The sequence below is a fragment of the Ruegeria sp. AF1 genome, assembly GCF_056542125.1.
On sequence record NZ_JBQFZG010000001.1, the window covers coordinates 588,985 to 611,226 of the forward strand.

Below are 22,242 nucleotides of genomic sequence, written 5' to 3' on the forward strand. Positions count from 1 at the left end.
GCCTATGATCCTGGACCGTTATTTCGCTCGCCGGTTCCTGCAAAGCTTCATGGTCATCGGAGGTATTTTCCTGACCTTGATGATTCTCATCGATCTGATCGAACAGATTCGCCGCTTTGACGATTTCGACCTGTCATTTGCCCAGTTGCTGCACCTTACGCTCCTGAATACACCAGCCGCCATCAGCGAAATGCTGCCTCTGCTGGTTATCCTGTCCACCATCGCCTTGTTCGTCGGGCTGGCACGCACATCAGAACTTGTGGTGACCCGTGCAACTGGCCGCTCGGGCATCCGCGCTTTGGTCGCCCCTGTCCTGTTGTCGCTAATCATTGGCGCGCTGGCCGTTGCATTGTTGAACCCCATCGCAGCGGCCACATCCGAAGAGTTCCGCCGCCTGTCGGATTCATACCGAAACAACGGCAGTTCGGCCCTTTCGATCAGCAGCGAGGGCCTGTGGCTGCGCCAGTCCGCCGAAAACGGACAGGCCGTTATCCACGCCCGGTCAACGTCGAACCAAGACAAGCTGCGGCTGGACGGTGTAACCGTCATCACCTTTGGGCGGGATGGCAAACCGACCCAGCAGATCGTTGCAAACCGGGCCGAGTTGGAAGATGGGAACTGGGTTCTGTATCAGGCAAAAACCTGGGCCTTGCAGGATGGGCAAAACCCCGAATCCAATTCAGTTGTACACGAGCGTCTGGAGCTGCCGACCTCGCTGACCCGACAGCGGATCATGGACACATTGGGACAACAGGATTCGGTTTCGGTTTATGACCTTCCCCAGTTGATCAGCGACCTGCGCGAGGCGGGATTTTCGACCAAACAATATGAGGTCTGGCTGCAAGTTCAGCTTGCCCGGCCTTTGTTTCTGATCTCGATGGTTCTGATCGGGGCCGCCTTCACCATGCGCCACGTTCGGTTCGGCGGCACAGGGATCGCCGTCCTGACAGCCGTCCTGCTTGGATTTGCCATCTATTTCGTGCGCAATTTTGCGCAAATCCTCGGGGAAAACGGACAATTGCCCATCTATATCGCTGCCTGGGCACCGCCCTTTGCCGCAATTCTGTTGTCTCTTGGTCTGCTTCTGCATGCGGAGGACGGCTGATGCGGCATATTATTCATGTGTTGCTTACCAGTGCGCTCGCTTTGTCCGTCCCGGCGGGACTTGCAGCACAGACCTCTCAAGGTCAACCACAGCCACAGGGCACACAAGCGCAGCAAGAGCCCGCCTTGCTGGTGGCCGACAAGGTTTTCATCACGCCTGAACATAAACTTGTGGCAGAAGGCAATGTCGAAGCCTTTCAGGGCGACACCAAATTGTCCGCTCATCGCATCACTTATGACCGCGAGACCGGCGAGCTGATACTGGAAGGCCCCATTCGTATCGATCAGGGTGGCCAGACCACGCTACTGGCGGATTCAGGGCAACTGGACAGCGGAATTCAGAACGGACTGCTGATCGGCGCACGCATGGTGTTCGAACAGCAGGTACAAATCGCCTCGGTTCAGGCGAAACGGACCGCAGGTCGCTATACGCAATTCAGCAAGGTTTCGGCCACATCTTGTCATGTCTGCACCGACGGCAGGCCGCCTCTGTGGCAGATCAGGGCGCGCAAAGTCACGCATGATCAACTGGAACGGCAACTATATTTCGAAGGCGCGCAGCTTCGGGTGCTGGATTATCCGGTATTCTACTTTCCCTATCTGCGCTTGCCCGACCCAACGCTAGAGAGGGCAACCGGATTTCTGGTTCCTTCGATCCGCAGCACGTCGCAATTGGGCACTGGAGTTCAGGTCCCTTATTTCTTTAAACTTGGCGATCACAAGGACCTGACACTTACTCCTTACGTCTCAGCCAAGACGACAACGCTGGGATACCGCTATCGTCAAGCCTTTGTGAACGGACGCATTCAGGTGGAAGGCGCTTATACACGGGATGATGTGCAACCCGATCAGGATCGCGGCTACCTTTTTGCCACCGGCTGGTTCAATCTGAAGAACGATTTTCGTCTGACCTTCAATCTGGAAACCACATCCGACGATGCGTACCTGGCCGACTATGGCTTGCCGGATCTGGACCGTTTGCGCAGTGAAATCGCGCTGGAGAGGATCAATCGCGACAGCGCGTTCAAAACCAGCCTGATCTATTACAAAACACTGCGGGACAGCGAAAATCAGGACGAGATCCCGTCCCGCGTCTTCGATCTCAACTATGAAAAACGCTATTTTCCCAACACACTGGGCGGCGAGGTTCGGCTGGCTTTCATCGGCCACGCGCACGAACGTACCAGCAACACAGATGTTGTTGGCCGGGATATTGCACGGGCCACCTTCGACGCCGAATGGTTACGCAGCTGGACGTTCGCGTCGGGGCTGCGGGTCGATACGACGCTGGGGGCGTCGGTTGACACTTTCAACGTCCGCCACGACAGCAACTATCCAGACAACGTGACCCGATCTACACCGCGTGCGGCTTTGACACTCCGTTATCCAATGACACGGCGCGAGGAGTCGGGGGCAGTTCAGTTCCTCGAACCGATCGCACAGTTTGGATGGACACATGTGTCGGACACCGATGTTCCGAATGATGAAAGTACCTTTCAGGAATTCGATCAGGGCAACCTTCTATCCCTGTCGCGTTTCCCGGCTGAAGATCAGCGCGAGAACAGCGCCACCGGCGTGGTTGGCCTGAACTGGGCTCGGTATAGCGCGGGTGGCTGGCAGGCCCAGGCGACCGTGGGTCAGGTGTTTCGTGCTGACGCCGATCCGAATTTCACGCTGACATCGGGGTTGCAGGGCACATCGTCGGATTTGCTGGTGGCCGGGCAGATCAGCACGGCCAATGGCTGGTCACTTGCCGGGCGCGGTTTGATCGACGGTGATTTCAGCTTTGTCAAAGCCGAGCTGCGCGGCGCATGGGCATCCAAATATGCCGGCCTGTCTGGCAGCTATATCTGGCAGGAACCGGACCCGGCGGAAAACATCACCGAAGAAATCTCGGAAATTCTGCTGCTCGGGCGTTACCAGGTCGATCAGAACTGGCTGACAAATGCCCTGGCGCGCTACGATCTGGCCGAGTCGGAACCGATCCGGCTGGGTCTGGGCGTGACCTACCAGAACGAATGTGTTCAGGTTAACATGTCCGTAAGTCGGCGCTTTACTTCAACATCCACTATTGAGCCTTCGACAGAATTCGGCTTTACCCTTTCTCTGACAGGGTACGCCCTTGAAGGCGGTGGCAAGACATACAAGAGAACATGCAGTTGATATTAGGTTTCTCCAGGTTTCTCGGTTCCGGTTGGCTTAAGCCGGTCACACCGGCACTAGTTGCCGCAGTTTTTGCAATCGCGCCTCTTCAGGGCGGCGCGCAAAGCCTGTTCTCACCCGCGATCCGCGTCAATCAGGACATTGTCACCTGGTATGAGCTTGAACAGCGCTTGCAATTCCTGAATGTTCTGGGCCTGCCCGGTGGTAGCGAAGCTGACGTCAGGGATGCCTTGATTGATGAAAAACTGCGCAGGCAGGTCATGCGTGACGCCGGCGTGCAAGCAACGCCCGAGGCCGTTCAACTGGGCATCGACGAATTCGCCTCGCGCGGACAATTGTCATCCGAACAATTCCTAAAACTTCTCGGCGACGCGGGCGTCGACCCGGAAACGGTCCGGGATTATGTCGCCGATCAACTGGCATGGCGCGACTATATCAGTTCGCGCTATCTGTCGCAGGCCCGCCCGACCGAGGATGAGATCGATCGCGCTCTGGGCCAGACGGGCGGTGGCGGATTGCAGGTCCTGCTGTCCGAAATCATCATCCCGGTAAACCCGCAAACGGTTGCCCAGACCGAGCTGTTGGCCGAAGAAATCTCGCGGCTGGAAGGGCAAGACGCTTTTTCTGCCGCCGCGGCTCAGTATTCCGCAGCCGCAACACGGGGTCAGGGTGGACGTCTGGACTGGTTGAATATCTCGAACCTGCCCCCGGCGCTTCAACCTGTCATCCTGGGGCTTCAGACCGGTGAGATTACCGACCCGATCACCTTGCCGAACGCTGTTGCCCTGTTTCAGATGCGTGGCTTGCGCGAAGTCGCAACCGGCGCTCCGCGCATTTCAAAGTTGGATTATGCCGCCTATTACCTGCCAGGCGGGCGCAGCGCCGAAACCCTTTCGCGGGCCGCGAAGCTGAAAGAAGAAATCGACACTTGTGATGATCTCTATGGCATTGCCAAGGATCAGCCCGCCGAAGTTCTGGACCGGGTCGAAGCCGCGCCTTCCGAGGTGCCCGGTGATATTGCCGTAGAATTGGCCAAGCTGGACCGGAACGAAGCATCGGCGAATCTGACTCGCAACAATGGTCAGACGCTTGTGTTCCTGATGCTGTGCAACCGCACGCGGGATCTGGGCGAAGACACCTCTCGGGGCGATGTCGCCAATGCGCTGGCGCAGCAACGTCTTCAGGCCTTTGCGGCCAGTCTGGTGGAACAGCTGCGGGCTGACGCTGTCATTACTCAGGAATGATACGCCCCGTCGCGCTCAGCTGCGGCGAACCGGCCGGTATCGGCCCGGAAATCACGGCCAAGGCGTGGGCTGAACTGCGCGATGCCTGCCCGTTTTTCTATATCGGGGACGCCAGCCACCTGCCCGCAGGCACTCCGGTTGCCAAAATCGAACATCCCAGTCAGGTCGCTGAAATCTGTGATCGGGCCCTGCCCGTTCTTCAGATGGACTTTCCCGCCCCTAACGTATTCGGCCAGCCAAACCCGGCCAACGCGCCGTCGGTGGTTGATGCCATCGAAACCGGCGCCGAACTGGTACAGACCGGTGAGGCCGCAGCGCTTTGCACTGCACCGATCAACAAGAAAGCCCTGATCGACGGCGCAGGCTTCACCTTTCCTGGCCATACCGAGTTTCTGGCAGCCCTTTCCGGAACCCGTCGGGTTGTCATGATGCTGGCCAGCGAGAGGTTGCGCGTCGTTCCCGCGACAATTCACATTCCATTGTCACAGGTTCCCGCGGCACTTACCCCTGATCTTCTGCGCGAGACGATTGAAATCACTGTACGCGGTTTGCGTGATCAGTTCGGGCTCACACATCCCCGCATCGCAGTTGCAGGTCTGAACCCACATGCAGGTGAAGGCGGCAAGATGGGCACAGAGGAACTCGACTGGATTGCTCCGATGCTGGCTGATCTGAACCCAGAGGGCGCAACCATCACCGGCCCCCATCCTGCGGATACTCTGTTTCACGCCGCTGCCCGCACCCGCTATGACGCCGCCATCGCCATGTATCATGATCAGGCTCTGATCCCGATCAAGACGCTGGATTTCGACCGGGGCGTGAATGTCACCCTTGGCTTGCCTTTCATCCGCACCTCACCCGACCACGGAACAGCACTGGACATCGCGGGGAAAGGCATCGCCACCCCCTCCAGCCTGATCGAAGCCCTGAAACTTGCCCGGCGCATGGTAAAAAGCTCTTGATCCTTCACCTGGCTGAAAATATCCCCGCCGGAGGCACAAAAATCTCGGGCGCAGCCCCTTTCACAGGCGCCAAGGTATTCCGATCATGAGCGCTATAGACACGCTTCCCCCTCTGCGCGAGGTCATCGCAACCCACCAGCTTTCAGCGCGCAAATCGCTGGGGCAGAACTTTCTGCTGGATCTGAACCTGACCGCTAAGATCGCCCGACAGGCTGGCGATTTGTCAGAATGCGATGTGCTTGAAATCGGCCCCGGTCCCGGTGGGTTGACGCGGGGCCTGCTGTCCGAAGGCGCGCGCAAGGTCGTGGCCGTTGAAAAAGACACCCGGTGCATTGCCGCCCTGAACGACATCGCGGCTGCGTATCCGGGGCGGCTCGAGGTGATCAACGGCGACGCCCTGGAAATAAACCCGCTTGAATACCTGTCACCGCCAATCCGCGTCGCAGCCAACCTGCCCTACAATGTCGGCACCGAGCTGCTGGTGCGTTGGCTGACACCGCCCGAATGGCCCCCATTCTGGCAGAGCCTGACGCTGATGTTCCAACGCGAAGTGGCCGAGCGTATCGTCGCCCAACCCGGCAGCAAGGCCTATGGACGCCTTGCCATCCTCGCTCAATGGCGGGCAGAGGCTCGTATCGCCATGTCGCTTCCCCCCGGGGCCTTCACCCCGCCGCCCAAGGTTTCAAGCGCCGTGGTCCACCTGACCGCCCTGCCCGAACCACGCTTTCCCGCCGATGCCGCCACCCTGTCACGTATCGTGGCCGCCGCCTTCAACCAACGTCGCAAGATGCTGCGCGCCTCACTCAAAGGCATTGCCTCGGATATCGAAGACCGTCTGCTGGCTGCTGGTATCAAGCCCACGGACCGTGCCGAACAAATCCCGCTTGAAGCGTTCTGCGCTTTGGCGCGCGAAGTTAAGAAAACCTGATCAAACAAAAAAGCCCCGAGTTTGACCTCGGGGCTTGGTTCATTGGGCGTCAGCTTTACTCAGCCGCCTCTGGAGCATCCCCGGTGTTGGCGGGTGCTTCCTCTTTTGCCTCGGGTGCAGCTTTGGGCTTCCGCGTGCGCGGCTTACGCGCGGGTTTTTCTTTGAGCGGTGCCTCTTCCGGTGCCTCAGCTACCGGGGTTTCTTTGTTTTCTGGTGTTTCTACCAAGCCGCTATCGGGCTCTGAAACTTGCTGAGACAGGTCCATCAAATCAGGCTGCGGTGCTTCGGCCGGATCAGCCTGACGGGTCGCTTCGCGTTCCTGACGTTCGGCACGTTCACGATCGCGCTCAGCCTGGCGTTCGCGGTTCTGGCGCTCCTGCTCTTCACGGCGCGCATCCATTTCGCGCTGCGCTTCGCTCAGCATCCGCAGATAATGTTCCGCGTGTTGCTGGAAGTTTTCTGCCGCCACGCGGTCATTCGACAGCTGAGCGTCACGAGCCAACTGGTTGTACTTGTCAATAATCTGCTGCGGCGTGCCACGTACCTTGCCTTCGGGACCCGAGCTGTCAAAAACCCGGTTTACGACGTTGCCGCCAGAAGGACGATTGCGGTTATTCTTGGCCCGCGAACGGGGTTTGGAAGATCTCATCTTACTTTACGTCAGCCTTATCAATGCGCTGTCGCTCAACCCGTGTTTTGCACTGCTCTAAGGCGTTTGCCGTGACGGGAAGTCGACTTTTTGGGCTTGGCGTCAGGGGTGCGCTGCAACAGCGTCAACCTCGCCGACTAATCCTGAGTAAACATGTCCTGACGGCGCAGACAAGAGGAATCTCGGGTTTTCACAAGCTTTTTTGTTCGGGTTGGCGTTTTTTGCCGCAAACCCGCCACTCAACCCGGCATTCTTGCGCCGACAACGCGGTCGCGACCGTCCAGATCAGGGATGATCCGAACATCCACCAACCCGGCAGCGTCGAACAGGGCTGATACTTTTGCCGCCTGCGTCGGACCGATTTCGACAAGAATTCGCCCGCCCGGCAACAGAAAATCCGGGGTCGCAGCCGCGATCCGACGATACGCTCCCAACCCGTCCCCCTCATCCGTCAGAGCCATGCGCGGCTCATGCTCGCGCACTTCGGGCGACAGCTCTTCCATCTCAGACACTGAGATATATGGAGGGTTGGAAACAATCAGGTCGAATTGACCATTAATGTCTTCAAACCAGTTTGATCGAAGAATCTCAATCCGCGCCTCTACCTGATGCTGAACCGCATTGGCACTGGCTTGCAGGCAGGCGGCTTCGCTCAGATCGACACCCACGCCCGTGGAACTGCTGCGTTCGGCCAGAAGGGTTATCAGGATACACCCCGAGCCCAGCCCCAGGTCGAGGACATGATCAAATGGTTCGCTCAACGCCGCTTCGATCAGGGTTTCTGTTTCCGGGCGCGGATCAAGGACATCCCGGCTGACGCGAAACCTGCGGCCGTAAAACTCCCGCTCACCCAACAGATGCGATACCGGAACCCGAACGGCACGCAAGGAGATCAGCTGGTCATAACGCTCGGCGATTTCGGGCTGCAATTCTTCCGGGGCAATCAGTGTCACCCGGCTGGCTTCAATCCGTGCAGCGTGGGCCAGCAACAGACGCGCGTCGCGCGCCGGATCGTCCACACCGGCCGCACGCAGGCGCGCTGTCGCTGCTACCATGGCCTGTGCCGCTGTTTGCAGACCCGTCATTGTGCCATCTCGGCCATCAGCCGGGCCTGATCGTCTGCCGTCAGCGCATCAATCACCTCGTCCAGATCGCCCTGCATCACCTGATCCAGCTTATATAGCGTCAGGTTGATCCGATGGTCGGTCATGCGCCCCTGCGGGAAGTTATAAGTACGAATGCGTTCCGAGCGATCCCCCGAGCCCACCTGACTGGCACGATCTGCCGAGCGTTCGCTGTCAATCCGCTGCCGTTCCAGATCGTACAAGCGCGTTTTCAGAACCTGCATGGCGATCTCGCGGTTGCGATGCTGGGACTTCTCGGAACTCGTCACCACCAATCCCGTCGGAAGATGCGTGATCCGCACTGCCGAGTCGGTCGTGTTCACGTGCTGTCCGCCCGCGCCCGAGCTTCGCATCGTATCGATTCGGATATCATTGGCGTCTATCTGGATGTCTACATCCTCGGCCTCGGGCAGAACCGCCACTGTCGCCGCCGAGGTGTGAATGCGCCCCCCGCTTTCGGTTTCGGGCACGCGTTGCACCCGATGGACGCCGGATTCGTACTTCAGGCGCGCAAAGACATTGTCGCCTTTGATATGGGCGACCACTTCCTTGATGCCGCCCAGATCCGAGGCCTGTTCTTCGATAATCTCGAATTTCCAGCCACGCGCCTCGGCGTAACGCTGATACATGCGCAACAGGTCGCTTGCGAACAAAGCGGCCTCGTCCCCGCCGGTGCCGGGGCGGATTTCCAGCATCGCCGGACGGGCATCCGCCGCGTCCTTTGGCAACAATGCCAGTTGGAGCGCGTTTTCCGCCTTGGGGATGCGGGCCTGCAACTCGGGGATCTCCTCCTCGGCAAGCTCTTTCATGTCCGGGTCAGTCAGCATCGCCTGCGCCTCGGCCAGATCTCCCACCAGCTGTCGCCAGGCCATGATCTGATCGACGACAGGCTTGAGGTCGGAATATTCTTTGGCCAGCGCCGCTATGTCACCACCCGACGCGCCATCGGCCATGGCTGCCTCGAGGTACTGGAAACGCTGGGTGATCTGTTCAAGACGTTCTTCGGGGATCATCCCGGCGGTGTCTCTCATCCGGGGGCTTTGGTCAAGGGCAACGTCATGCTAAGCTTGCGGCCATGAAACGGGTTTTAATTACTCTGCTGCTGACAACGACGCCTGCATTCGCCGATTACATCGGCCCTGATGGCAAGACGCGGGATTGCTATTGCACTGACACATCCGGGTCTCGCATCGAACTGGGTGAGATGATCTGCCTTCAGGTCGACGGACGCATGTTCACGGCGCAATGCCAGATGTCCCTGAACGTTCCCATGTGGCGTGAGGTTCAGGAGGGGTGTTTGTCGTCTGGGTTACACTCGGACTGGCCAAATTTGGATACACCGCCAGATGGTGACAACGCTCTCTGAGCGCTACAAGTCTTCCCACTTGCTCAAATTGTATGCCCTGCGTTGGAACAGTCTGAGTGCGACTGTTAGCAAAGTAAGTGGTACGGCGGCCAACGCTGCAAAGCCAAATATATTGGGAAGGCAAAAGTTCTCACCAAGTATGACAGTTACCCCGGCCTGAACCGAAGCAATTATCAAGGTCAGCAAGACAAACACAGCAACATTGGTTAACGGCGATGCCCAATACAGAAAGGGTCTTGGTTCAAAGCCAAGTGCTTTCAATCGTTCAAGATCAGAATCAATTCTTATGTGCTGCTTAATACCGGCCTGCTCAATTTCAGCCAATGCATTATGGAACTTTTGTTCATAGTCATTCATACGTCCAATTTAGGAACTTTCCCCTTGATTTCAATCTATTGAAGTGCAGTCAACCACCCATCGACTCGCGCTCTGTTAACCCCGAAATCCTTGCGGCCAAATCGCAGGCGCCCATGAATGCGCAGGGTGTCACCATCCTGCTGAACCGTGGTGTAGTCGGGAAAGCCGATCCATTTCGTGCGGGTGATATAGGTGATCATACCCTCACTGACCGAACCTGCCAAAACCGTGGTGCGCGACGTGGCTTGGGCAATCTCGTCAAGACGCTGCAACCCGTCGGAGCCGGTTTCGACAACGCGCACCACACCACCGGGCAAATCCTGATTTTCGGTTGCAACAAAAGCGACGTGCCACCGCGTAGGGTCGGACGGTGCCAGGCGGACATAGCCGCCCGCCCCAACCACAAGCGCAATCACTGCCCCCAAAGCCACCTTTTTCATCCCGTTCTATCCTTTTTGGTGAACCCTAAGCGGAACAAAACCGGCGGCAAGACATTCCACCGCGTCTTACCGCGACGTCACACCCGGCAGGATACACAGCATCTCGTAGATCAGGTTGGCTGCTGTCAGTGCAGTGTTGCCCGATGGATCATAAGGGGGTGAAACCTCAACCAGGTCACATCCCACCACGTTTACCCCATGCAGGGCATGGATCAGTTGCAGCGCTTGCGGTGTCGTCAGACCTGCGATTTCCGGCGTGCCGGTGCCCGGAGCAAACGCGGGATCAAGGCTGTCGATGTCATACGAGATGTAAACCGGGTGGTCCCCGATGATCTTGCGAACCTGCGATCCGATCTGGGTCAGGTTCTGCTGCCACAGCTCCCAGGCCGGGAACTGGCGGAAGCCCCAGTCCTTGGCTTCGGTGAAGTCCGAAGCGGCATAGCCCGAGCCCCGAATGCCGATCTGGAACGTCTTGTCGGGAACAATCAGCCCCTCTTCATAGGCGCGGCGGAAGACGGTACCGTGGGTTTCACGCTCACCGAACATCTCGTCATTCACATCGGCATGGGCGTCCACATGCACCAGCGCCACGGGCCCGTGTTTTGCCTTGATGGCTCGCAGGATCGGCAGGGTGATCGAATGATCGCCCCCCATCGCCACCGGGATCACGCCTTTCGCCAATATGGCGTCATAGCTTTCCTTGATGATCCTGAGGCTGTCTGCCAGCGAGAAGGTGTTGATCGCCAGATCCCCAATATCGGCTATCTGCAAACTGTCGAACGGGGCCGCTCTGGTGGCCATGTTATAGGGCCGGATCATCGCGCTTTCGCCGCGGATTTGCTTGGGGCCAAAGCGCGTGCCCGACCGCCACGACGTGCCGATATCCATCGGCACCCCCAGCACCGCCACATCCAGCCCCTCAAGCGAGGAGGCCTGCGGCAGGCGCATGAATGTGTTCGGCCCGGAAAACCGAGCCAGATCATTCCCGCTAATTGGTCGGTTGAATTCGGTCATGCGCGTAATAGTCCCGCCCCTGTTCGTCTTGTGATCCAGCACATACCTTAAGCATGGCTAACTGTTGGTTAACGTGAACCCATGCGGGTTTCCCCTTCTGCTTTTTCCAGCTTGTTCCACCCCAACAGGCAAATGATCTGCGTCGCCACATGAGCCCCAGCAATCGCTGTCGCACCTGAGGTGTCAAAGGGCGGCGATACTTCGACCACGTCCCCGCCCTTGATATTGATCCCGGCAATGTCGCGCAGGATGATTTGCGCCTGAATCGAGCTTAACCCACCCCAGACCGGCGTGCCCGTACCAGGGGCAAAGGCCGGGTCAAGACCGTCAATGTCGAAGCTGAGGTAAACGGGGCTGTCACCAAGAATGTCTTTGATCTTTTGCGCCACGGCAGCAGGTCCCGATTCATAAACCTCACGCGCATCGATGATGTTCACGCCCAGCGTATCCTCATTCGTCGTGCGAATACCCACCTGGACCGAGCGTTTCGGATCGACAATGCCCGACTTTACAGCCTTGTAGAACATTGTCCCGTGATCCACGCGGGACATATCGTCATCGACCCATGTGTCGGTATGCGCATCGAATTGCAGCAGGGACATTGGCCCGAATTTCTCGGCATAAGCCTTGAGGATCGGAAAGCTGATATAGTGGTCGCCACCCAACGCGACCGACGCTACGTCAGCGGTCAGAATGGTCCGGATGTGGTCGGTCAGCGTGTCGGGAAAGGCCGGTATATTGGCATAATCATAAGCCATATCGCCATAGTCCACGATCGCCAGTTCACTCAGCGCATCAAAGGGCCAGCCATAGGGCGCATCAGGCGACTGAAGCGCACTGGCCTCTCGGATCGCCCTAGGGCCAAGGCGCGTGCCGGGCCGGTTCGTAACCGCCTGATCAAACGGCACGCCGGTTACGGCGATGTCCACACCCTTCAGGTTCTTGGTGTAAAGCCGCCGAAGAAAAGACGTCGCGCCGCCGAACGTATTTTCATAAGACAACCCCTTGAGGTCCGGATTGGTGAATGCCTCATCCACTTGGTTTCTTGCGTCTTCCAGTGCCATGTCTTCCGTAGTCCCTTTCCCGAACCTTTATCAGCTCAACGGCTGCGCTTTTTCCACGATTCGCGCGAAAAACGACGCGCCTACCGGTGCGATTTCGTCGTTAAAGTTGTATTTCGGATGATGCAGCCCCGCGCCTTCACCCTGCCCGAGGAACAGATAAGCACCGGGGCGCTTTTGCAGCATGTACGAGAAATCCTCGGCCCCCATCTCGCGCCCGGTATTGCCGGTGACCCGGTCATCTCCGGATATTTCTCGCGCCACCTCGGTCGCAAAACCCGCCTTTTCGGCATCATTTATGGTGGCAGGGTAATCGACATTGTATTCCAAACGCGCCTCGACCCCATAGGATTTGGCCTGCCCCTCGACAATCTCGGCCATGCGTCGCATCACCATCTGCTGCACGTTCGGATCGAATGTTCGAACGGTGCCGTTGATATAGGCCGTATCCGGGATCACGTTGTTGACCGTGCCTGTGTGAATTTGCGTGACCGAAACGACAAGATCATCCAGCGCATAGTGGTTGCGACTGACAATGGTCTGAATGGCCTGCGCAATCCCACAGGCCGCCATAACCGGATCACGGGTTTCATGCGGCATCGCACCGTGGCCGCCGACACCCTGAATATGCACTTCGAACGTATCGACAGCCGCCATGATCGGCCCTGGCGTGGTATAGAATGTCCCTTCGGCAAATCCCGGCGCGTTGTGCAGCGCGTAGACCTGCGAGATGTCGAAACGGTCCATGATGCCTTCTTCGACCATCACGCCAGCACCACCGCCATCTTCCTCGGCGGGTTGAAAGATCAGCGCCACGCGACCGCTGAAATTTCGCGTCTCGGCCAGATAACGGGCCGCGCCCAGTAACATCGTGGTATGCCCGTCATGACCGCAGGCATGCATCTTTCCGGGGTTCTGAGAGGCGTAGTCAACGCCTGTTTCTTCGGTAATTGGCAACGCATCCATATCGGCGCGCAGGCCAATCGTCGGCCCGTCGCCCTGCCCGTTTATGATCGCGACCATCCCGGTCTTTGCGAGCCCCTCATGCAACTCATCGACCCCGAACTCACGCAGACGTTCCGCCACAAAGGCCGCAGTTTCATGGCATTCGAATTCCAACTCTGGGATGGTATGCAGATACTGGCGCCATCTGGTCATGTCGGCAGAGAAATCGGCAATTCGGTTGACGACGGGCATCTGGGGTGGACTCCTGATCGGGACTGCGGAATGGATGCATCTGACACCGGAATGAAAGGGTTCGCAATGGCTGAAAATCCTCTGATCCATGACAGCGATGCAGGTATCGAACGGCTGCTGGAAATCATGCGCCGCCTGCGCGATCCGCAATCCGGCTGCCCGTGGGATATCGAACAGGATTTCGCGACCATCGCCCCCTATACGATCGAAGAGGCCTATGAGGTCGCGGACGCCATCGAACGCGAAGCCTTTGACGAGCTTAAGGGCGAACTGGGAGATTTACTGTTTCAATCCGTGTTTCACGCCCAAATGGCAGAAGAAGCAGGACATTTCACCTTTCAGGACGTAGTGCGCACCATGTCGGACAAGATGGTCAGCCGCCATCCGCATGTGTTTGGCGATGAATCCCGCGACAAGTCGGCTAACCAGCAAATCAAAGATTGGGAGGCCATCAAAGCCGCCGAGCGGGCGGGCAAGGAACAGAAAGGTGCGCTGGACGGTGTGGCCGCAAACCTGCCCGCACTACTGCGCGCGCATAAGCTCCAAAAACGTGCCGCTCGGGTGGGGTTCGACTGGCCTGACGCCAGCCATGTTCTGGCCAAGATCACCGAAGAAGCCGCCGAACTGGAAGAGGCGCGTGACAAAATGGATGCTGACGCGCTGGAAGACGAATTCGGCGATCTGCTGTTCGTGATGGTCAATCTGGGTCGTCATCTTGGCATCGAACCCGAAGCCGCCCTGCGTCGCACCAATGCCAAGTTCACCCGTCGCTTTGAAAAGGTCGAAGCCCGGCTGGCCGAACGGGGCAAGACCCCCTCGCAAAGCGATCTGGCCGAGATGGATGCGCTGTGGGACGAAGTTAAAACGGAAGAGCATCGCGCGAATGGCAAACTCCCGCCGGTGGATACACTGGCCGCGACCAGAAACGGGTAGACAAGCGATCCGACACTTGCGAGTGTCCCACCTTCACGACCCCCGGAGACGCCTATGCCCCCTCGCAAGATCATCATCGACACCGATCCCGGACAGGACGACGCCGTCGCCATCCTGCTGGCGCTGGCCAGCCCGGACGAGATCGAGGTTCTGGGTATTACGGCCGTCGCGGGTAACGTGCCGCTCGCCCTTACGGCCAAGAACGCCCGAATCGTTTGTGAATTGGCCGGACGTACGGATGTGCCGGTTTATGCGGGCTGCGACAAACCGCTGAACCGCCCGCTTGTCACCGCAGAACATGTGCATGGAAAAACCGGGCTGGATGGTCCGGTCCTGCCGGATCCGCAGATGCCCCTGGCCGAAGGTCACGCTGTGGATTTCATCATCGACACCCTGCGTGCCGAAGAGCCGGGGACCGTGACCCTTTGTCCACTGGGTCCGCTGACAAACGTCGCGACTGCGTTTCGCAAGGCACCCGATATTATCGACCACGTGCAGGAAATCGTCTTGATGGGTGGGGCGTATTTCGAAGTCGGCAACATCACCCCCACCGCTGAATTCAACATCTACGTCGACCCAGAAGCTGCTGATATCGTTTTTAAATCCGGAATACCGATTGTTGTCATGCCATTGGATGTCACGCACAAAGCGCTGGTGACCAACCCGCGAAACGACGCGTTCCGCGCATTGGACAGCAAGGTTGGGCATGCCGTGGCCGAGATGACGGATTTCTTTGAACGCTTCGACAAAGAGAAATACGGCAGCGCGGGCGCTCCCCTGCACGACCCTTGCGTCACCGCCTATCTGATCCGCCCCGAGCTGTTTTCGGGCCGCCGCGTGAATGTCGAGATTGAAACAGGGTCCGACCTGACCTTGGGCATGACCGTTGCGGATTGGTGGGGTGTCACCAACCGCGCACCAAATGCGTTGTTCATGGGGGAAATCGACGCCGACGGCTTTTTCACCTTGCTGACAGAAAGGCTGGCCAGATTATGAGCGCTGCCCTCCGCCTAGCGCGTCCCGACGATCTGGATCGCCTGATGACGCTGGTCACCGCCTTTCATACCGAGGCCGGGCTCACACAGGACGCCGACAAGACACGCAATGCCCTCGCCCCCATGCTGGATGGTATCCCTCATGGCTGTGTCTATCTGATTGGGCCCGGGCGCGCGCCTTTGGGATATATCATCCTGACCTTTGGCTGGTCAGTCGAGTTTGGCGGCATGGACGGTTTCGTGGACGAAATCTATATACGCCCCGCCGTTCGGGGCCGCGGCATTGCCACCGAGGTTCTTTTGGATCTGCCCAAAGCTCTTGCCGGGGCAGGCCTGATGGCTCTTCATCTGGAAGTCGACCGAAACAATGAATCTGCCCATAAGCTCTATCTGCGTACCGGGTTTAGACAACGCGACAGGTATATGCTGATGAGCAAGGTACTTTAGCGCGACTCGCCGCGGAAGATATTTGCCGGATTCATATGCTGAACCGGGTCATTCGACGAAACCTCTTCTCCGGTTATCGGATACGTTCCCGGACCCGCGCAGGCGGACAATACTGTGATGGACGCTGTGACGATTATCAGAAGGAATTTGGATACAGACATCGTAGTCTCCTTTCTGCAATGAAGACAAACTACGGCATTCTGTGCGGGCGTGATAAGTAACAAGTTCACACATAAGAATAGATAAGCCACATTTTTTTATCAAACACCTCAACCGCAAACGAACATGTCCCTGAAAAATTTAACTTTTCTCTGGCCTGAGGGTGCCATTCTCAAATAGCGGCATCTCAAAAAAAAGCAGGTGGTCGCGTGCGATTTCAGGAGTTTCGTAATAGGCGTCGCGCAAGTGAAAGCCCAAAGACAGGTATAACCGAGTCGCCGCTTCCAGGGGTTTGCCGGTGTCCATTCGAATATAGTCGAACCCAATATCTCGGCACATTTCGATCAGCGAAAGCATGATGGCACGGCCTGCTCCGGTCCCCCTTGCTGCGTCAGTTACAAATACACGTTTGATTTCAGCTACACCGGGTTCGTACGTGTGAAACATACCGCAGCCGACCGGTTCCCCATGCAGCAATGCCAGTTTGATCCCACCGGTCGGCGGTGTGTGTTCCGTGTCGATGTTGTCCATCACGCGGGCGTATTTTTCGCTTGGGTAGAAAGCCTGCACAATCTGGGCGGTTCTTTCATCCAGTGCCAGCAGGAAATCCCTGTAATCCCAACACAAACGCCGAACCGCTTCAATCTGGTCCGGCGTTTCCGGTTCGATGATGTTCAGCACAACGCGACCCCCGGATTAAAACCAGGGGCCAGCCTAGCGCCAAGCGCGTTATTTACGAAGGATCAACGCGCCTGCGTATTCCGCAACCTCGCCCAGCGATTCCTCAATGCGGATCAACTGGTTGTATTTGGCCAACCGATCCGACCGCGCCAGCGAGCCGGTTTTGATCTGACCGCAATTGGTCGCCACCGCCAGATCGGCAATAGTGGCATCCTCGGTCTCGCCCGAACGGTGCGACATCACGTTGGTATAACGCGCACGGTGCGCCATATCGACGGCGCGCAGGGTTTCGGTCAGCGATCCGATCTGGTTCACCTTAACCAGCATCGAGTTCGCGCAGCCGCGCTTGATCCCTTCGGCCAAGCGCGCCGGATTGGTCACAAACAGGTCGTCGCCCACGAGCTGCACCTTGTCGCCGATGGCGTCGGTCAGGGCTTCCCAGCCGTCCCAGTCATCCTCGGACATGCCGTCTTCGATCGAGATGATTGGATAGTCATTGACCAGAGCCGCCAGATAGGCTGCGTTTTCTTCGGGTGTCAGGGTGATCCCCTCGCCCGCCAGAACGTATTTACCATCCTTGTAATACTCGGTCGCCGCGCAATCCAAGGCCAGGTGGATTTCTTCGCCGGGTTTGTAGCCCGCCTTTTCGATGGATTTCAGGATGAAATCCAGCGCCTCGCGGGTGCTGGCGATGTTGGGGGCAAAACCGCCCTCATCGCCCACGCCCGTGGCCAGCCCCGCGGAAGACAGTTCTTTCTTCAGCGTATGGAACACTTCGGACCCCATTCGCACGGCCTCGCGGATATTCGCGGCCGAGGTTGGCATGATCATGAATTCCTGAATGTCGATCGGGTTGTCGGCGTGTTCGCCGCCATTGATGATGTTCATCATCGGTACCGGCAGCACGCGAGCTGAGGTACCACCGACGTAACGATAAAGGGGCTGCGTCGTGAAATCGGCTGCCGCCTTTGCGGTGGCCAGCGACACACCCAGAATGGCGTTGGCGCCCAGACGGCCTTTGTTATTGGTTCCGTCCAGTTCGATCATCGCCTGGTCGATGGCCACTTGTTCTGTCGCGTCAAAGCCCACCAGTTCCTCGGCGATTTCACCATTCACGGCGGCCACGGCTTCCAGAACCCCTTTGCCCATATAGCGGGATTTGTCGCCGTCGCGTTTTTCTACGGCTTCATGTGCGCCGGTGGACGCACCGGACGGTACGGCGGCGCGGCCCATGGTGCCGTCTTCCAGAATCACGTCGACCTCGACCGTCGGGTTGCCCCGGCTGTCCAGAATTTCGCGCGCGTGGATGTCAATAATGGTGCTCATGAGGTCTGTCCCTATGGCTGCAGTCTGTTGCACGCGTCATAGCAGCAACCGGCCAAAAGTAAACCGGTTCCGTTATCGCTAACACGCATATTTACCGACCTTTAGGGCTAACAGTTTGCTGTTTGCGCCAACAGGATCAGGCCGGAACCAGATTGCGCGCCAGACGTCGCTCGCGGATAAAGGTATACAGGCCAGATCCGATGATGAGGCTCGCCCCAGCCATTGTCAGCGCGTCAGGGCGTTCACCGAACATCAACATTCCGGCAAGGATCGAAAACACCAGACGCGTGTAACGGAATGGCATCATGGCCGAAGCCTCGCCAACCCGCATGGCCGTTACGATGCCGTAATACCCCAAAACGCCGAAACCGATCGCGCCCAGATATGGCCCTGCCTGGCCGCTTTGCACCGGCACAAAGGGTGTTCCGGAAATGACCATCAACAGCAGCCCGGCCAGCGCCACTGCGATATACGCCTGCATCGCCACAACGGATGAGGCCACCCGAGCATCCAGCTTGCGCGTTATCAGATCACGCGCCGCAATCGCAAACACGGTCAGGACGACAAACAGCGAGTCTGGCTGAAACCCTTCCAATCCGGGGCGAATGATCATCAGAACACCGATAAAGCCGACACCAATGGCGCTCCAGCGGCGCCAGCCGACCTGCTCTCCCAGAAACAGGGCCGCGCCCATGGTCACGGCAAGCGGCATGGCCTGAAACACGGCGGCGACAGTGGACAGATCAATCAGCGACAACGCGGTGACAAAGGTTACGGCACCGAATCCTTCTGTCCCTGCACGTACCATCGGCAGCAGTTTCCACGCCACGGGATCGAAGATGCGTTTGCGGGTGACCACCGACATCACCGCAAAGACAAGCCCGCAGAACACACCCAGACACACCATGATCTGACCTGTCGGCACAGCGCCCGACAGGAACTTGATGAACATATCCTCAAGAGAAAAGGCCGCCATCGAGCCGATCAGCAAAAGGATGCCGTTTACGTTATTCATGCGCGCGTCCGTAGGAAAAGGGTACTTGGGGTGCAGTATGCGGGCACATGAACCGCAACCAGCGGCATCTGGCAAGCCAATTCCCGACACATTCAATGAATTAACGTGTTGGGGCCGTTCGTGATTTGTGATGGATCACTTCTGCTTGAGCGGCACGCCATACAGTTCCAGCCGATGCCCTTTCAGCTTGTACCCAAGCTTGGCGGCGATCTTTTCCTGCAGGGCTTCGATCTCGGGGTCGACAAATTCGATAACCTCCCCCGACTGCATGTCGATCAGGTGATCGTGGTGATCACGCTCGGCATCCTCGTAACGGGCCCGCCCATCGCCGAACTCCAGACGTTCCAGAATTCCGGCCTCTTCGAACAGTTTGACCGTACGATACACCGTCGCAATCGAGATGCCTGTGTCGATGGCAGAAGCACGCGCGTACAGTTCTTCGACATCCGGATGGTCGTCGCTTTGTTCCAATACCTGCGCGATGATCCTTCTTTGACCGGTCATGCGCAGACCCTTGGCCTCACAACGTCCAATAATCGTTTCCGACATGATGCCCCTCAGAATTGCTCGGGTGTCTGTCTTAGTATGTCTGTGCGATTTGCGCCACAGGGATTTCTTCTTTTCCAGTGAACTTAAGCCACGCGCGCCAAATCAGCCCAAACCGGCAGATGATCCGATGCGATATGTGCCGGGCGCGCGTCATGGACACCATGCGCAGTGGCCCTGACGCCCGCGCCCAGCGCGATCCGATCCAGCGCGCCCAGCGGCTGCGCGGCGGGAAAACTTGGCTTGGGGGGCAGGAAACGCATTTCCGGCGCAAGGTGATCCAGAACCGGCTGTCGGGACCATTCGTTGAAATCCCCCGCCCAGACTGTCGGCATCTGCTCCAGCTCTTTATCAAACCGCCTGATATGCGAGATCTGCTGACGTCGCGATGCAGGCAACAGCCCCAGATGCATTCCCATCACCCGCAACGGCCCGATATGGGTATCAAATTCGACACGGACCGCCCCGCGCGGTTCAAGCCCGGGCAATTCGTGATGTCCGGTCCGCCGGACCGAAAGGTGCTGGCCACGCCAGATCACCGCGTTGCCATGCCAACCCAGACTGCCGGCACCGCCCAGATCGACGATCTGCCACCCGGCTTCATCCAGCATGAAATGCGGCAGGGCCGCCGGGCGCGGCGGCAAACGTTTGTCGGCCTCCTGCAACACAACGATATCGGCCTGCATATGTTCGATGACCTGCAAAATGCGCTGCGGCTGGCGCCGGAAATCCAGCCCGAGGCATTTCTGAATGTTATAGCTGGCAATGCGAAGGGTGGAAGATGACTGCATATAGACCTGACCAGTGGGCTTGACCCAAAGTGACACGCCTGCCGCCGGACGCAACCCTTCAGTTTCACTTCGCAGCAACGGCAACCGGGGAAGTCGCTTTGGAATGGTATATCGCTTAAAAACCCGGCACGTGACGCGGCCGGAAACAAATGGGTTTCCCCTCATTTCATCCGGGAGCGGCAGAACGGAAGTGCCGCAGTTTCAGCGCATCCAACACCGATTTAGACCGGACAAAACAATTCGCCCCTCCCCGCGAAACCATACCGCACCGAGCGACTACCAGAGATGTTTGACCGTCACGTACCACAGAACGTGGCGTGCACGACCTCGTTATCGGTCGGGGGCCGTTTCAGATCCTCCGCATCTGCCTGATCGTCGTAGGGCCGCGCGAGGACGGCGTTCAGCCGATGGAACGGCTGGTAATCCCCCGCCACCGCTGATTGGATCATCTGCTCGACCCGGTGATTGCGCGGAATAAAGACCGGGTTCGCTGCGGTCATCACGTCATGCGGTGACGCCTCACGTGCCAAGCGAGCACGCCAGCCCTCTGCCCAGCTGTCAAAGGCCTGCGGGTCGATAAACTGATCGCGCGCGGTATCTTTGCCCAGCGCACCGAAGGTGTTGGTGAAATCAGCCTGCCCCTCGGCCATGCGTTTTAGCAGATCGGTGATCAGCGCCTGATCGCCTTCTTCAGCGGTCGTCAGTCCGACCTTTGCCCGGAACCGGGTCAACCAGTTCTGTTGCAGCAGATCCGGCATGGCATGCACGATCTCGGTCGCCTCCTCAACAGCGGCGTCCTTGTTGTCCATCTGCTGGATCAGTGAGGTTGCCAGCTGCGCCAGATTCCACACTGCAATATCTGGCTGGTTGGAATAGGCATAACGGCCCATCCGATCTATCGAGCTGTAGACCGTATTGGGATGATAAACGTCCATGAACGCACAGGGGCCATAATCGATGGTCTCACCCGCGATCGAGCAATTGTCGGTGTTCATGACCCCATGGATAAAGCCCACGCCCATCCACTGCGCGATCAGGCGGGCCTGCGCATCCCGAACGGCCCGCAACAGGCCCATTGGCCCTTGGGCTGCGGGATAGTGGCGCGCGTTGGCGTAGTCTGTCAGGCACCGCAGATTGTTCAACTGCCCCCGCGCAGCAAAGACCTGAAAGGTACCCACCCGCAAATGGCTGGTTGCAACCCGGGTTAGCACCCCACCGGGCATCGGACCCTCCCGGAACACGGTTTCACCGGTCTCTACCGCCGCCAGCGCGCGTGTTGTGGGGATGCCCAGCGCGTGCATCGCCTCGGACACCACGTATTCGCGCAGAACCGGACCCAGCCACGCCCTGCCGTCGCCCCTACGTGAAAACGGCGTCGGACCCGAACCTTTCAGCTGAACATCCCGCCGCACACCATCCGTTCCGACAGTTTCGCCCAACAGCACCGCGCGCCCGTCCCCAAGCTGCGGGTTGAACTGGCCAAACTGATGCCCGGAATAAAGCTGCGCGATGGGGTCCGCACCATCGGGGATGCGATTACCTGCAAAGGCTTCCGCCATCTCTTGCACGTCGCCCGGATGGACCTGCAACAGCCGTGCCAGATCATCATTGAACGCGATCAACTTGGGCGCGCGTACAGGCACCGGATTCTGTCGCGCAAAAAACGCGTCCGGCAGGCGGGCATATGAGTTATCGAATGGAATGGTCAGTGTCATGCGGCATACATATTCCCCGTGCGCA

24 protein-coding genes are annotated in these 22,242 nt (G+C 58.3%); 9 read left to right on the top strand and 15 right to left on the bottom strand.

All coding sequences use genetic code 11. The annotated features are described in order from the left end of the window. Nucleotides 1-4: 4 nt before the first annotated feature. The 5 genes from lptG (at nt 5) to rsmA (ending at nt 6,401) form a co-directional block, all read left to right on the top strand. Complete coding sequence (gene lptG, locus ACR0BK_RS02875) at nt 5-1,105, top strand: LPS export ABC transporter permease LptG (protein ID WP_480517319.1); 1,101 nt, start codon at nt 5-7, stop codon at nt 1,103-1,105. Continuing rightward, nucleotides 1,105-3,267, top strand: coding sequence for an LPS-assembly protein LptD (locus ACR0BK_RS02880; protein WP_480553717.1), 2,163 nt, complete (start codon nt 1,105-1,107; stop codon nt 3,265-3,267). The genes lptG and ACR0BK_RS02880 overlap by 1 nt, the downstream gene beginning before the upstream one ends. Continuing rightward, entirely contained in the window at nt 3,258-4,511 is a 1,254-nt protein-coding gene (locus ACR0BK_RS02885; protein ID WP_480553718.1) for a peptidylprolyl isomerase, read from the top strand. Before ACR0BK_RS02880 ends, ACR0BK_RS02885 begins: the two co-directional genes overlap by 10 nt. Next, nucleotides 4,508-5,473 carry a 4-hydroxythreonine-4-phosphate dehydrogenase PdxA gene (pdxA, locus tag ACR0BK_RS02890; protein ID WP_480553719.1) on the top strand — a complete coding sequence of 322 codons (966 nt, stop codon included), beginning with the start codon at nt 4,508-4,510 and terminating at the stop codon, nt 5,471-5,473. Before ACR0BK_RS02885 ends, pdxA begins: the two co-directional genes overlap by 4 nt. Before the next feature lie 85 nt (nt 5,474-5,558). After that, nucleotides 5,559-6,401, top strand: a complete 843-nt coding sequence (gene rsmA, locus ACR0BK_RS02895) for a 16S rRNA (adenine(1518)-N(6)/adenine(1519)-N(6))-dimethyltransferase RsmA (RefSeq protein ID WP_480553720.1) — start codon at nt 5,559-5,561, stop codon at nt 6,399-6,401. A 55-nt stretch (nt 6,402-6,456) separates the two neighbouring features. Here rsmA and ACR0BK_RS02900 read toward each other — a convergent pair whose 3' ends face one another. The 3 genes from ACR0BK_RS02900 to prfA form a co-directional block, all read right to left on the bottom strand. Continuing rightward, nucleotides 6,457-7,050: a DUF4167 domain-containing protein gene (locus ACR0BK_RS02900; protein WP_480473192.1), complete on the bottom strand. Its 594-nt coding sequence runs from the start codon at nt 7,048-7,050 to the stop codon at nt 6,457-6,459. A 239-nt stretch (nt 7,051-7,289) separates the two neighbouring features. After that, a complete protein-coding gene (gene prmC, locus ACR0BK_RS02905) occupies nt 7,290-8,135 on the bottom strand; it encodes a peptide chain release factor N(5)-glutamine methyltransferase (RefSeq protein ID WP_480473195.1) in 846 nt (281 codons plus the stop codon). Further along, a complete protein-coding gene (gene prfA, locus ACR0BK_RS02910; RefSeq protein WP_480476765.1) occupies nt 8,132-9,187 on the bottom strand; it encodes a peptide chain release factor 1 in 1,056 nt (351 codons plus the stop codon). The genes prmC and prfA overlap by 4 nt, the downstream gene beginning before the upstream one ends. Before the next feature lie 62 nt (nt 9,188-9,249). Here prfA and ACR0BK_RS02915 point away from each other — a divergent pair, with 62 nt between their 5' ends. Further along, nucleotides 9,250-9,540: a hypothetical protein gene (locus ACR0BK_RS02915; protein WP_480473197.1), complete on the top strand. Its 291-nt coding sequence runs from the start codon at nt 9,250-9,252 to the stop codon at nt 9,538-9,540. A gap of 3 nt (nt 9,541-9,543) precedes the next feature. Here the strand turns inward: ACR0BK_RS02915 and ACR0BK_RS02920 are convergent, their stop codons facing one another. The 5 genes from ACR0BK_RS02920 to ACR0BK_RS02940 form a co-directional block, all read right to left on the bottom strand. Next, complete coding sequence (locus ACR0BK_RS02920) at nt 9,544-9,897, bottom strand: DUF6404 family protein (protein ID WP_480553721.1); 354 nt, start codon at nt 9,895-9,897, stop codon at nt 9,544-9,546. Nucleotides 9,898-9,932: 35 nt separating this feature from the next. Further along, entirely contained in the window at nt 9,933-10,337 is a 405-nt protein-coding gene (locus ACR0BK_RS02925) for a DUF1499 domain-containing protein (protein ID WP_480473201.1), read from the bottom strand. A 66-nt stretch (nt 10,338-10,403) separates the two neighbouring features. After that, entirely contained in the window at nt 10,404-11,351 is a 948-nt protein-coding gene (gene speB / locus ACR0BK_RS02930; protein ID WP_480553722.1) for an agmatinase, read from the bottom strand. A 68-nt stretch (nt 11,352-11,419) separates the two neighbouring features. Continuing rightward, a complete protein-coding gene (gene speB, locus ACR0BK_RS02935; RefSeq protein ID WP_480553723.1) occupies nt 11,420-12,415 on the bottom strand; it encodes an agmatinase in 996 nt (331 codons plus the stop codon). 30 nt (nt 12,416-12,445) lie between these two features. Further along, nucleotides 12,446-13,609, bottom strand: a complete 1,164-nt coding sequence (locus ACR0BK_RS02940; RefSeq protein WP_480473207.1) for a M20 aminoacylase family protein — start codon at nt 13,607-13,609, stop codon at nt 12,446-12,448. 66 nt (nt 13,610-13,675) lie between these two features. Between ACR0BK_RS02940 and mazG the strand changes: the two genes are divergently transcribed. The 3 genes from mazG to ACR0BK_RS02955 are packed head-to-tail and all read left to right on the top strand — an operon-like array spanning nt 13,676 to nt 15,984. After that, nucleotides 13,676-14,542, top strand: a complete 867-nt coding sequence (gene mazG, locus ACR0BK_RS02945; RefSeq protein ID WP_480476767.1) for a nucleoside triphosphate pyrophosphohydrolase — start codon at nt 13,676-13,678, stop codon at nt 14,540-14,542. 54 nt (nt 14,543-14,596) lie between these two features. Continuing rightward, on the top strand, nt 14,597-15,538 hold the full coding sequence (locus ACR0BK_RS02950) for a nucleoside hydrolase (RefSeq protein WP_480553724.1): 942 nt from the start codon (nt 14,597-14,599) through the stop codon (nt 15,536-15,538). Next, entirely contained in the window at nt 15,535-15,984 is a 450-nt protein-coding gene (locus ACR0BK_RS02955; protein ID WP_480517339.1) for a GNAT family N-acetyltransferase, read from the top strand. The genes ACR0BK_RS02950 and ACR0BK_RS02955 overlap by 4 nt, the downstream gene beginning before the upstream one ends. Here ACR0BK_RS02955 and ACR0BK_RS02960 read toward each other — a convergent pair. The 7 genes from ACR0BK_RS02960 to ACR0BK_RS02990 all read right to left on the bottom strand — a co-directional run bounded on the left by ACR0BK_RS02960 (nt 15,981) and on the right by ACR0BK_RS02990 (nt 22,217). Further along, the gene (locus ACR0BK_RS02960; protein ID WP_480517341.1) at nt 15,981-16,145 is read right to left on the bottom strand and encodes a hypothetical protein; all 165 of its coding nucleotides are present in this window, start codon (nt 16,143-16,145) and stop codon (nt 15,981-15,983) included. The genes ACR0BK_RS02955 and ACR0BK_RS02960 overlap by 4 nt on opposite strands. A gap of 139 nt (nt 16,146-16,284) precedes the next feature. Then, the gene (locus tag ACR0BK_RS02965; RefSeq protein WP_480517343.1) at nt 16,285-16,824 is read right to left on the bottom strand and encodes a GNAT family N-acetyltransferase; all 540 of its coding nucleotides are present in this window, start codon (nt 16,822-16,824) and stop codon (nt 16,285-16,287) included. Nucleotides 16,825-16,872: 48 nt separating this feature from the next. Further along, nucleotides 16,873-18,150 (bottom strand): phosphopyruvate hydratase, encoded by a 1,278-nt coding sequence (gene eno / locus ACR0BK_RS02970; RefSeq protein ID WP_480553725.1) that lies wholly within the window; start codon nt 18,148-18,150, stop codon nt 16,873-16,875. A gap of 136 nt (nt 18,151-18,286) precedes the next feature. Beyond that, nucleotides 18,287-19,165, bottom strand: coding sequence for a DMT family transporter (locus tag ACR0BK_RS02975; RefSeq protein WP_480473219.1), 879 nt, complete (start codon nt 19,163-19,165; stop codon nt 18,287-18,289). A 135-nt stretch (nt 19,166-19,300) separates the two neighbouring features. Next, complete coding sequence (locus ACR0BK_RS02980; RefSeq protein WP_480473221.1) at nt 19,301-19,714, bottom strand: Fur family transcriptional regulator; 414 nt, start codon at nt 19,712-19,714, stop codon at nt 19,301-19,303. A gap of 83 nt (nt 19,715-19,797) precedes the next feature. Beyond that, nucleotides 19,798-20,502 carry an endonuclease/exonuclease/phosphatase family protein gene (locus tag ACR0BK_RS02985; RefSeq protein WP_480486458.1) on the bottom strand — a complete coding sequence of 235 codons (705 nt, stop codon included), beginning with the start codon at nt 20,500-20,502 and terminating at the stop codon, nt 19,798-19,800. A 296-nt stretch (nt 20,503-20,798) separates the two neighbouring features. Next, complete coding sequence (locus ACR0BK_RS02990) at nt 20,799-22,217, bottom strand: protein adenylyltransferase SelO (protein ID WP_480553726.1); 1,419 nt, start codon at nt 22,215-22,217, stop codon at nt 20,799-20,801. Nucleotides 22,218-22,242 lie beyond the last annotated feature (25 nt).